This window comes from Enterococcus sp. HMSC072F02 (assembly GCF_001837725.1).
Lineage (GTDB): Bacteria > Bacillota > Bacilli > Lactobacillales > Enterococcaceae > Enterococcus_B > Enterococcus_B lactis.
In genome coordinates, this window is the sequence record NZ_KV833978.1 from 65,483 (window position 1) to 77,515 (window position 12,033).

The following is a 12,033-nucleotide window of genomic DNA, read 5'->3' on the forward strand; positions in this document are numbered from 1 at the left end:
GAAGAAGCTACTTCTGGAACACCGTTTATTCGAAAATAAGGGCTGTGACAAGACTTTTGTCACAGCCCCTTATTTTTTTTTGATTCGTATCAGCGAACTTGACGAGAATTTTCTTGAACTGATGGCTTTTGAGATATTAGCTTAGCGCTCTGGTTAATTCCTTTTAATTTAGCTGTTAAGGTTGCTTGTTCTTGGGTAAAATCGGTTCGTTTTTTAACTTATTTGTCTTGTCTGCATCCTTGGAAGCATCTGATATCCGATTGGCAATAGTCCCATATTGTCTATTGCTTTCCCTTGATGATGTAGATGAAATATTTGAAAGATTACTCTCTCTTTTGTTGGCTTTGCATTCTTTGTAACACTTGTATCCTGCGACTGGTAATAAAACAAGGGTTCTTGCCACGTAATACAATGCTTTGATCATTGAGGCCAATATTCTGAACGTAAAGGATAAAATACAAAATAAACCGATTAACTCTTTCATTTTCGTTCCTCCAGTGTTTTTGTTTTTATCTTAACGCTGAAAATTGTCTATACCACACCTACTTTTTCCGAAATAATAATTTATTGGCAACTCTTTTTTCAAGTAGAATGAAGAAACGTTTCCAAATTATGCCAGAAAGCATCCGTCGGTACTTTAGAAATTTTCAGAATGGCAGAAGATATGCAATTCAAATTCAAATTCACATCGGTCAATACTAGGTCATATTGGTTGATCAGTGTATAGTCTAAAGAAAAAACATCTTTTTCATAAATATCGACTTTCTTAAAAGAAGGGTACTTATTCAAAATCAAGTTCTTATATAAAATAGGAAGTCCCATTTCTTGTGAACTTAATAACAAAATAGACCGTTCTTTTAGTTTTGGCTCCACTCGATGCAGTAATTCATTCGAAGAGACAATCAGCTCCAACAGTAATTCTTTTAACAAAAGTTCATTTTTCCGTACAGAGGATAAGTTAGAGATGATCAATGCACTTTGATAAGCTTCCCATATCTGGACTTTTTTCTTCAGGATTTTCTTATAAAAGATATCTGCATAGCTGACTTTGAAAAAAGTCAATTCTTTATAAAAGGTAATAAAACTGGTGAAATGCAAAACCTTTTCAGTTGTGACCGTTTCATTGATATTGGAAAGATAATAGAAATGTTTAAGAAACAGTTCTACTCTTCTGAGCATATACTCATCTGTTTCAGCTGGATTGGTAAAAAGCAGACTGAGATATGGGCTCAAAATATTTTCTATATTTTCTCTACTGATCACAAATTTATAATTTTGATTGATAAGCGTGCAGAAGACGGTATCGCTCTTGATCGTTTCCATAATTGAGTCAACGACAGCTGGCCGATCTGCCAGTTCCTCTTTGGGAATCAGATGGTCGTTCCCGATTCGAATGATCGAAGTAAAAATATAATAGACTGTATAAATGATTTTAGAAGAGCTAGCATCCCGTCCTTGCTTGATCAAACAGCGTTTCAACATTTTATAAATCATTTCAAAATAAGGAAGATCTTTTTCTTTGCAGATTTCTTTGAACATACTTGAGAAAAATTTGCGAATATAGATTTCATCACCGATGATTTGTAGTCTGGTGGTTAAGATGATTTGTATATCTAATCTTTCTTTTGAAAAGTACGTATTTATTTTGGTAATGATTCTCCTGACACTTGTCTTACTCAAAAATAATTTAGCTGAAATCTCAGTTAAAGACGGTTCTGAAATCAGAATGTATTTTAAGACTTCTATATAGATAGAATTATTTAGGATCTTGATAAAAATATCATCTAAATTGAGGTTACTGGGTATTTTCAACGTTACTTCTTTATACTGATTGACCTCGATGTACGCAGGAAAACAAGAAGAATTAAAATTATCAATATCTGCAATAATTGTTTTATCCGTCACTTTTAGCTCTTCCGCAAGGTCGTTGATCTCAGCCATATCCATGCTTAACAAGCAGATCAGCATGATTTGTCTCTCTAGTTGTTTTTCCAAAAATCCTACCATTTTTTACTTCCCCTTTTCTCGTTTGCTATTAAATCTATCCTACAGTTATTTACGCTAGAATTTAGTATTATTTTTTTTCTATTTTGGAAAACCTGTTTCTTAAAAACTGTTTTTGTATGTTATAATTATTATTTTTGGATAAACAGTATAAATAACTATATCTAAGGGAGTATTTATCAAAAAAATAAAAGAAAACGATCTTTTATTTTCGGAAACAAAAAATCGAATGAAGAGCAACTCCCTTGAAATATCATTTTCAACCCTCGAAGATATAAATAAAAAAACAATTTTATATAAAATAATTAAAATTATAGTTGGTTTAGTTTTCATTCAGTAGTTATATTTGCTATTTTAAATAACAATAATCTAAAGAACATAAGCATGATATTTCTATCTAAGCTTTTTATTTATGTTTTATTTTTTTACTGTAAATATAGAGAGTACAATAATGATTTATAAATACATAATTAAAAATAACAAAAATAAAAAACATCCAACTATTCATTTTATGGTTATTTAGTTATTTTAATTAACAAAAATATGAGGTCAAAGCATTCTGTTTTTGCTGTTTTTGCTGTTTATTCTGCCTGTTGCTTAAAATTGTTGAACAAACATACAAATGAATTAATTTTCTCTATAACGTGGGATAATGGTTAAGAACGACCGAAAAGAAAAGAAAGGAAGTGAAGGAGCGTTTTATCTATTATTTCTTAAAAAACGCAGATGGAAATATGACAGAAGATATAACTATGCTTGAAAAATTATCAGAAAGACAGTTAAGATTAGCCATGCTTTTGAGTATGGATTCATTTTATTTAGAAGACTTAGCGAAGAAAATTGCTGTAACAAAAAAAACACTCTTATCTGATATTGCCGCATTTAATTTTGTTCATTCTCCGGCATCTATTCATATCGACGAGCAACAGAAAGTTTCTTTGAGATTACCTTGTGAATATAATTTAGAAAGCATCACGAGTACTATCTTAAAACATTCAAGCCATATACAATTGTTGAAAATCATTTTGATGCAAGAACCTTGTATTGCTAAACTAGCTGATCAGTTATTTCTAAGTACAGCAAGTATTCGCAGAATCATTATGTTTCTGAATGAATCCTTTCAAAAGCGAGGATTTCTTTTTAGAATCCACACTACTCCATATGTACATATTCAAGGTGAGGAGAGACAAATACGTTTTTTTTACTGCAGTTTATTTGAGGAGATCTATACACCGGATCAACTTCCTCATTCCCAAATATTGTCTGCAGCTATCAAACGATACATGAAACTTTATCCTCCATTAAACAAACTATCTGGCCACAAACAGCTGTTTTTGATTTATTATTTTTTGATTTCTATTATCCGGATCGGAAAGAAACATAAATTATCCGATCAGTTGAAAAGCCAACCTCTCGAAATGGATATTGATTTATTTTTTGAGCGAACGAAAAATAACATTACATTTTGCTCCGTTATGGAGAAAAATTATCATTTCTATTTAACTAAAGAAACAGCTAGTGAACTTTTGCGTCCAATCAGCCAAATGATCCATTTTGCTTCTGTAAAGGCGCCAGCTCATGAAATCAAAAAATTAAGAAACTTGTCACAAAATTTCTATCGTTCTTTATCTACTGATACAATGTTATCTGATCAGCAATTAAATTACTTGTATCATTTGATTTCTTTCAAGAAGGAGTTTTTACCTTTTCTAACCAATTCCTTTAAACAATTCTTTGTGATCGTCTTGAAATCGGATCCACTCATTCTTTCTTTTTATGAACAAGCATTGGTGGAAGAAAATTATTCGTTTATTCTAACCAATCGTCTATTATATGAAGAATTGCTGGAAGAACTGGTTTTGCTGTCTCCAGCTCTTATTGATCGAATCATTCCAAAAAAAAAAGACATATACAGTCATGATCCTTTCTTCTCAAGAACCGAAAGTTTGTTTCTTATATAAGGAATTGTTAACTAAAAAATTTCCTGAGATAAAAGAAATAAAAGAATATCAGGATAGCTTTTTTGATTTGAACTATCGGTTGATCAATCAATATGATTTGGTTTTGACTGACTTTCCTTTAGATAGGAACCAGCTGAATACGAAGATGATCAAAATATCCAACTTCCCTACTTATTCGTTTTGGGAAAATATCGAAGCAATCTTACATAAATAGTTAAAAAACAAAAAACCAGAAAATCAGTATACTGATTTTCTGGTTTTACATTGATTTATTCAATAAAAAGCTGCTGGAACTGCTAGTATTAAATTATCGCATCGTTACGAATTCTTCCGCCCCTGTTGGATGGATGGCTACTGTATTATCAAAGTCTTCTTTTGTTGCGCCCATCTTGATAGCCACAGCAAAACCTTGTAGCATTTCATCGACACCTACACCAATAGCATGCAAGCCGACAATTTTTTCTTCTTTTCCGACGCAAATCAATTTCATTTCGCATTTTTGGCGATAATCATTCAAAGCAAAGTACATTGGAGTAAAGCGTGAACGATAAACTTTCAATTCATTTTCGCCATATTTTTCCAATGCTTCTTCTTCTGTCAAACCAATCGTTGCAATTGGTGGATGCGTAAAGACAACTGTCGGAACAAGATTATAGTCCAGATAAGAATCTTTCTTCCCATTAAACAAACGTTCCGACAAACGTCGGCCAGCTGCGATTGCAACAGGAGTCAAGTCTAATTTACCGATCACATCACCAACTGCAAAAATATGTTCATCCGTTGTGTTTTGGTATTTATCTACTTTAATAAATCCTTTTTCGTCCAATTCGACATTTGTATTTTCCAGACCTAAATTTTCAGTATTCGGTACACGCCCGCCTGCAAAAAGGACACAATCGCCAGTTAAGGTTTCGCCATTTTCAAATAACACCGTGTATTCGTCATCATTTTTAGTGATTTCTTTAGCAATATGATGTGCGTAAGTCTTGATCCCAGCTTCTTGGTACATTTGGATCAGATTGTCCGAAAGCATGTTATCAAACGTTCTAAGTGGACGTTCTTTTCGGTATGCCCACATGACTTCACTACCTAAACCACGAAATACACCTGAAAGTTCAGCTGCGATGTATCCAGCACCTAAAACAATTGCTCTCTTAGGTAATTCCTTTAATTCAAAAAATCCATTTGAATCAATGGCGTACTCACCACCAGGAATGCTCATCTTGCTTGCACGGCCTCCAGTTGCAATCAAGATTTTAGGCGCATGATAAGTTTCACCGTTTACTTCGATCGTTTGACTATCGATAAAAGTAGCATATCCTTTTATAGCCTCGACATGATTGCTATCTAATCCTCTTTGGTAAGCACCGTGTAGAAAATCAATATATTTTTCTCGTCTTTCTACTAGACCGGCGAAATCGACACTTTTTAAATCTGCTTGGATGCCGTAACTTGGAGCATCACGTTCAATTGTTTCCAAAATCGTACTTGCTTGCCACATGACTTTTTTAGGTACACAACCGACATTGACACAGGTTCCGCCTAATTCATTTGCTTCAATCAGCAAAACTTTTGCGCCATGCATCCCTGCTCTGTTTGCTGAAGCAATACCGCCAGAGCCGCCACCAATTACGATGTAATCATATATTTGCATTTTGTTCCTCCTTATTGAAGAGATCAATCAAAACCTTTATTTAACGATCCTTTTTCTACAGAAAACAAGTGTAACACTTTTCTTGGATTTTGTATGCGAAGATGCTTGAAACAAGGATGTATCAGCTTTTTCTTTATTTACGTTTCCGGATCATATCTCCAGGTTTCACTGGTTGTGCGACTGGCATGGTTAAAACCATCATTGGATTTGGTGCTCGGTCAATGGATTCCCCTTCTTCATTATGCATGATTTCGACTGTTTGACTGAAATGACTGAACCCTGGACCATAAAATTCGATTTCATCCCCTACAGAGAATAAGTTTCTCTGACGTATCGTAGCAATCTGTGTTGCCTCATCATAAGATAATACTTCACCGACAAATTTATATACTGGGATTTTACGACGTTCACCAAATAATTGCTCGTTTTCAGTTGGTGTATTGTAATAAAAGCCTGTAGCTAACTCTCGTTGTGCCACTTTCCATAACTCGTCGATCCATTCTTGTTTGCAGACATAGTTTTCAGGATCTTCCATATAGCTGTCTACAGCTGCTTTATAGACGTTTGACACTGTAGATACATAATGGATCGATTTCATTCTTCCTTCGATCTTGAAGCTGTCTACGCCGTTTTCAATCAATTCTGGAATATGCTCGATCATGGACATATCAACTGCACTCATCGAGAATTCTTCTTCAATTTCTCCTGTATCAGTCAAACTATTTCGTTCTTGACCAAAAGGCATATCGAACAATCCATATTTCCAACGACAAGATTGAGAGCATCCGCCACGATTCGCATCCCGCATTGACATATGGTTGGACAATGTGCAGCGACCAGAATAAGAGATACACATGGCTCCATGAATAAATGCTTCGATTTCGATATCCGTATTTTTACGGATCTCTGCCACTTCCTCCATTGAAACTTCACGAGCTAAAACGACACGTTCCAACCCTTCCTCTTTCCAGAATTCCAATGTCTCAAAATTGGTTGCTGAAGCTTGAGTGGATAAATGGATCGGCAGACCTGGAGCTTCTGTCGCGCAAATTTCGATCAAAGCTGGATCAGAAACGATCACTGCAGAAATACCGACATCGCGCAGACTGCGGAAAAATTCCCCAGCGCCTTCTTCATTTCCTTCATGGGTGACCATATTAGCAGCCACGTACACTTTTGCATCGTGTTCTTTTGCAAAAGCAACCCCTTCAGCCATTTCTTCATAAGTAAAATTGCCTGCACGGCTTCTTAAACCATACGCATTTCCGCCAATATATACTGCATCTGCTCCATAATGGATCGCTGTTTTTAACTTTTCCAGTGTTCCTGCTGGCGCTAAGACTTCTGGACGTTTCAATTTTCTTTTTACTGTCATTTCATTCATCATACTCCTTATTTGATAGCAGAAGGATCAATATAAAAGAATCCTGTATCTAATTCACGGTTTTCAGGATGTAATTTGTTGATTTCGCTCGTCAATTTTTCTGCTTTTGCTTGATCCCAGCTACCTTCTAAAATTTGTTTTTTTGCTTCGGCGAATAGTTGAGTGATATTCACGAAATTTTCGCCTGGAGTAAATAACCCGTCCAATTTCCATGTACGGTAATGATGCTGATAAAGTTCATTCAATTCATTCGAGAGATTTAGATCATTACTGGCAAAAATATGTGTGCCATGACTATCTTCATAAATAGAATAATGTGTCTCTTCTTTTTTAGGTTCCGAGATAAAAAGACCTCTTTCACGATCTTTTTGTTCGTCTTGCTTCGTATAGTTATAGTAATTCTGTAGCAGTGGACGTTTGGATTGATGGATGCATGTAGCACCATACACAAGGATTTCTACAGGGATGTCGAGTTTTTCTTCCATCGCCTTCATCTCTTCAAAAGGAACTTCACGAGCAAGTATTGCGCCAACTGCGCCTTTTTTCGCCCAAAAATTGATTTGACGTGCACTCGTTACTAATGTTTCAGCATCATAAATATACGGTATACGCAATTCAGGATTTTTTTTCATCGTATAAATGATACCTGTATCACCAACTGTGATCACATCTACGTTTATTTCTTTTAAAAAAGCCAAATATTCAGGTACATTTTTCATTTTTTCAGGATGAATGATCCCATTTACAGCAATATTTGCTTTTTTACCATGCTTGTGTGCTAATTCTACTAATTGTCGCTGTTCTTCTCGTGTAAATGAAGCAGGCAGACGCAATCCAAATTGCTCTTCACCGAAATATAGTGTGTCTGCACCTGCAGCAAGCAACTGTTCTGCTTGTTTGATAGTCTCTACTGTGGTTATGAGTTCGATCATAATTTCCTCCTCCTACAACTTCATAATAGTAGCATAGCTCTAAAAACTTTCCAATACTTCTTCTATTTAAAGTCGGATTTTTGAAAATTATTTCACAAAAAGTCAAAATAAAGTTCGATATATTCTGTCCAAATATAAAAAGAGATTGTGACAAAAAACTTGTCACAACCTCTTAATCAAGTCTTACTATTATAAAAATTCAGCTACATAGACCAAGTACCTATAGGGAACCTACTGTTTCCTTTTTAGGTCCGCGAACATTCAATGTGATCTTTCCTTTTGAAGCACCTACTGTTACGTGGTCACCTAAACGAATCTCTCCGCCAAGCAACGCCTCGCTCAATCGATCTTCAATTTCTTTTTGAAGTGCGCGACGGATTGGACGTGCACCATATTCAGGATCAAATCCGGCTTTCCCGATCACATCGATTGCAGATGGGGTGATTTTCACTTGAATATCTTGTTCTTTCAATCGCTTGATAATCGCTTTACTCATGATTTGGACGATTGTATGGATTTCATCTTTACTCAATGAATGGAAGACGACAGTCTCATCAATTCGATTCAAGAATTCAGGTCGGAAAGCTTTCTTTAACTCTTCTAAGATACGTTTTTGCATGGCTTTGTGATCTTTCGTGACATCTTGGACATTAAATCCGACATTTTTTTCTTCTCGGATTTGTGTCGCTCCGATATTTGAAGTCATAATCATGATCGTATTTCTAAAGTCCACTTTTCTACCTTTAGAATCTGTTAAATGACCATCATCCAATACTTGCAGAAGTAAATTGAAAACATCTGGATGTGCTTTCTCCACTTCGTCTAAGAGAATCACTGAATATGGTTTTTGACGAATTTTTTCTGTCAACTGTCCACCTTCATCATACCCTACGTATCCTGGAGGAGATCCGATTAATCGGCTTGTACTGTATTTTTCCATAAATTCTGACATATCAACACGGATCAGGGCATCTTCGCTTCCAAACATGACTTCTGAAAGTGCTTTGGCCAATTCTGTTTTTCCGACACCAGTTGGTCCAAGGAACATAAATGACCCAATTGGACGGTCAGGATCTTTCAAGCCGCTTCGTGCACGACGGATGGCGCGTGAAACTGCTTTGACAGCCTCATCTTGACCAACCACACGTTCATGCAGGAGACCTTCCAATTCTAACAAACGTTCACTTTCTTTTTTCTCCAACTGCTGTAGAGGGACACCAGTCCACTCCGATACAACTGTAGCAACATCTTCTTCTGTTACACGATCAGCATATCCTTGTTCCTGTTTTGCTTCGATTGCAGAAACTTTTTGTAGCTTTTTACGTAGTGCTTTTTCTTGTCTACGTAATTGCGCAGCATTTTCAAAGTCTTGTTTTTGGATTGCTGCTTCTTTTTCTTGTACTAATTCATCAATTTCTAATTTGATTACAGTTGATTTTGTTAAGTGATCGGTTTGATCCAAACGGACTTTCGCTGCTGATTCATCAATCAAATCAATCGCTTTATCAGGTAGTTTACGAGAAGTGATATAACGAACAGAAAGATTCACTGCTGCCCGCACAGCTTCATCTGTAATCTCTACCCCGTGGTGCTCTTCATATCTTGAACGTAATCCTTGAAGAATCTCTTCCGCTTCTTCAGGAGTTGGTTCATCTACTTGAATTCGTGCAAAACGTCGCTCTAATGCAGAATCTTTTTCGATATATTTTTGATATTCATCTAGGGTCGTTGCTCCGATCGTTTGTAATTCTCCTCGAGCTAACGCCGGTTTCAAGATATTCGAAGCATCAATTGCTCCTTCTGCTCCACCTGCACCAATCAAGGTATGCAATTCATCAATGAATAAGATTACTTGACCATCATTATAGATTTCGTCGATGACTTTTTTCATTCGATCTTCAAATTCACCGCGATATTTCGTACCAGCAACCAAAGATCCCATATCAAGCATCATCAGGCGCTTTTCTTGCATGTCTTCTGGTACTTCTCCTAAAATGATTTTTTGTGCTAGTCCTTCAGCAATGGCTGTTTTACCTACACCAGGTTCGCCCACCAGTACAGGGTTGTTCTTTGTCCGTCGGCTAAGAATCTGAATAAGCCGTTTCACTTCTCTAGAACGACCAACAACTGGGTCCAACTTGTTTTCTTTTGCTAATTTCGTCAAATCACGTGCTAATGAATCCAGTGTAGGTGTTCCTTGCGGTGTTTGCCGTTTATCTTGTATATTTCTACGACGATTCATTCCCTTTCCACCCGAATCACCAGCTAGTCCCATTTTGTGTTTCAGAACTTGTCGGGCTTTTGAAAGGCTGATACCTAAGTTGATCATGATTCGAGTAGCCATGATACTTTCATCTTTTAATAAGCTCATCAAAATATGTTCTGTTCCAACTTTTTGAGAACTCGTTTTCTTTACTTCGCTGCTAGCTAAAGCAAAAACTTGTTTCATTCTTGGAGAATATGGAAGAAAGACTCCTTTAGGGTAAGAACGGATACCGCCATAACCAATCAGATGTTCAATTTCTTCATAAATTTCTGTCTCATTCAAATCCATTTCACGTAATACTTTTCCAGCAATTCCATTTTGTTCAACTACTAATGCTAGTAAAACATGCTCTGAACTAACTGATTGATGTTTTAATCGTTTTGCTTCTTCTTGTGCAATTTCTAATACCGCTTGGGCTCTTTCAGTAAAAAGTTCTTCCATCTAATCTCACTTCCCATCTTCATAACTTAAACGTTCCAGAAATGCTCGGAGAATCCGAGCACGTGTATGATCTTCAAATTCATTGAAATTCAATGTGTTTTTTGCAATTGCACTTAACATCAAGTTTCCTTCTTTTTTTGTAATTATTTGGTCTTCATAAAGTTTTTGAATAATAGCAAAAGCATTTTTCTCACTGATTGTATCATCAAACAACTGATTTATCTGCTCAAGTAACTGTTTTTTATCTGAAATTCTTACTTTCGCAATTCGTATATAACCACCACCCCCGCGTTTGCTCTCTACTAAATAACCGCGTTGGATGGTAAAACGGGTATTAATCACATAGTTGATTTGTGAAGGAACACAGTTAAAGAGGTCTGCCATTTCAATCCTTCGAATCTCGATCATTTCACTATTTTCCAGAATTTTCTTTATATATGATTCAATTAAATCCGAGGTATTCTGATGTGCCATCTTATTCATTCCCTTTGACTAATATTGACCTTAATTATAACGAATTTGGTAATAGAAAGAAAGAAGAACGCTTTTTGTTAAATAAATCCTTTAGAATCAACAAAAAAAAAATACGGAATATACTATTCCGTATCGACGCGCCCAAGAGGAGTCGAACCCCTAACCTTTTGATCCGTAGTCAAACACTCTATCCAGTTGAGCTATGGGCGCATATTCAATTTAAAAAAATTATAAATCATTTGAAAACAAAAAGCAAGATAAAAAAAAATCGGGAAGACAGGATTCGAACCTGCGACCCCTTGGTCCCAAACCAAGTGCTCTACCAAGCTGAGCTACTTCCCGTTTAAAAAATAAAAAAGACTACGCGCCCAAGAGGAGTCGAACCCCTAACCTTTTGATCCGTAGTCAAACACTCTATCCAGTTGAGCTATGGGCGCATATTTAAAATGCCGAGGACCGGAATCGAACCGGTACGGTGATCACTCACCGCAGGATTTTAAGTCCTGTGCGTCTGCCAGTTCCGCCACCCCGGCGCGATTGCTTTGGCAAAGCGGAAAACGGGGTTCGAACCCGCGACCCCCACCTTGGCAAGGTGGTGCTCTACCACTGAGCTATTTCCGCGTGTTTAAAGATGCCGGCTAAAGGACTTGAACCCTCGACCCTCTGATTACAAATCAGATGCTCTACCAACTGAGCTAAGCCGGCATGTAAAACTTAAATTATGCGGGTGAAGGGACTTGAACCCCCACGCCGTAAGGCGCTAGATCCTAAATCTAGTGCGTCTGCCAATTCCGCCACACCCGCAAAAATATGAGCCGTACAGGGCTCGAACCTGTGACCCTCTGATTAAAAGTCAGATGCTCTACCAACTGAGCTAACGGCTCATATGGAGGTTAACGGGATCGAACCGCTGACCC

8 protein-coding genes and 8 tRNA genes are annotated in these 12,033 nt (G+C 36.7%); 1 reads left to right on the forward strand and 15 read right to left on the reverse strand.

The features are described 5' to 3' along the window. Window positions 1-175 precede the first annotated feature (175 nt). A complete protein-coding gene (locus HMPREF2731_RS13810) occupies window positions 176-484 on the reverse strand; it encodes a hypothetical protein (RefSeq protein ID WP_002329783.1) in 309 nt (102 codons plus the stop codon). Between the two features lie 98 nt (window positions 485-582). Then, the gene (locus HMPREF2731_RS13815) at window positions 583-2,007 is read right to left on the reverse strand and encodes an AcpB/EbpR/MafR family transcriptional regulator (RefSeq protein WP_070873176.1); all 1,425 of its coding nucleotides are present in this window, start codon (window positions 2,005-2,007) and stop codon (window positions 583-585) included. Window positions 2,008-2,738: 731 nt separating this feature from the next. Here HMPREF2731_RS13815 and HMPREF2731_RS13820 point away from each other — a divergent pair. Further along, the gene (locus tag HMPREF2731_RS13820) at window positions 2,739-3,965 is read left to right on the forward strand and encodes a helix-turn-helix domain-containing protein (RefSeq protein ID WP_070873180.1); all 1,227 of its coding nucleotides are present in this window, start codon (window positions 2,739-2,741) and stop codon (window positions 3,963-3,965) included. A 307-nt stretch (window positions 3,966-4,272) separates the two neighbouring features. On the opposite strand, the gene gor is transcribed toward HMPREF2731_RS13820, so the two are convergent. The 13 genes from gor to HMPREF2731_RS13890 all read right to left on the reverse strand — a co-directional run bounded on the left by gor (window position 4,273) and on the right by HMPREF2731_RS13890 (window position 12,000). Then, complete coding sequence (gene gor / locus HMPREF2731_RS13830; RefSeq protein ID WP_002329780.1) at window positions 4,273-5,619, reverse strand: glutathione-disulfide reductase; 1,347 nt, start codon at window positions 5,617-5,619, stop codon at window positions 4,273-4,275. Window positions 5,620-5,752: 133 nt separating this feature from the next. Further along, a complete protein-coding gene (locus HMPREF2731_RS13835) occupies window positions 5,753-7,006 on the reverse strand; it encodes a peptidase U32 family protein (RefSeq protein ID WP_016629233.1) in 1,254 nt (417 codons plus the stop codon). A gap of 5 nt (window positions 7,007-7,011) precedes the next feature. Then, window positions 7,012-7,935, reverse strand: coding sequence for a peptidase U32 family protein (locus HMPREF2731_RS13840; protein WP_002315795.1), 924 nt, complete (start codon window positions 7,933-7,935; stop codon window positions 7,012-7,014). Window positions 7,936-8,155: 220 nt separating this feature from the next. After that, entirely contained in the window at window positions 8,156-10,642 is a 2,487-nt protein-coding gene (locus HMPREF2731_RS13845) for an ATP-dependent Clp protease ATP-binding subunit (RefSeq protein WP_002336607.1), read from the reverse strand. A gap of 6 nt (window positions 10,643-10,648) precedes the next feature. Next, a complete protein-coding gene (locus HMPREF2731_RS13850) occupies window positions 10,649-11,116 on the reverse strand; it encodes a CtsR family transcriptional regulator (RefSeq protein WP_002310600.1) in 468 nt (155 codons plus the stop codon). Window positions 11,117-11,252: 136 nt separating this feature from the next. Further along, window positions 11,253-11,326: transfer RNA gene (locus tag HMPREF2731_RS13855), tRNA-Arg, on the reverse strand. Window positions 11,327-11,384: 58 nt separating this feature from the next. After that, window positions 11,385-11,458, reverse strand: a tRNA-Pro gene (locus HMPREF2731_RS13860). Window positions 11,459-11,479: 21 nt separating this feature from the next. Continuing rightward, window positions 11,480-11,553: transfer RNA gene (locus tag HMPREF2731_RS13865), tRNA-Arg, on the reverse strand. Window positions 11,554-11,563: 10 nt separating this feature from the next. Beyond that, window positions 11,564-11,649 (reverse strand) — tRNA-Leu (locus HMPREF2731_RS13870). A gap of 16 nt (window positions 11,650-11,665) precedes the next feature. Then, window positions 11,666-11,737, reverse strand: a tRNA-Gly gene (locus HMPREF2731_RS13875). An 11-nt stretch (window positions 11,738-11,748) separates the two neighbouring features. Continuing rightward, window positions 11,749-11,821, reverse strand: a tRNA-Thr gene (locus HMPREF2731_RS13880). Between the two features lie 17 nt (window positions 11,822-11,838). After that, window positions 11,839-11,920 (reverse strand) — tRNA-Leu (locus HMPREF2731_RS13885). 7 nt (window positions 11,921-11,927) lie between these two features. After that, window positions 11,928-12,000, reverse strand: a tRNA-Lys gene (locus HMPREF2731_RS13890). Window positions 12,001-12,033: the final 33 nt, after the last annotated feature.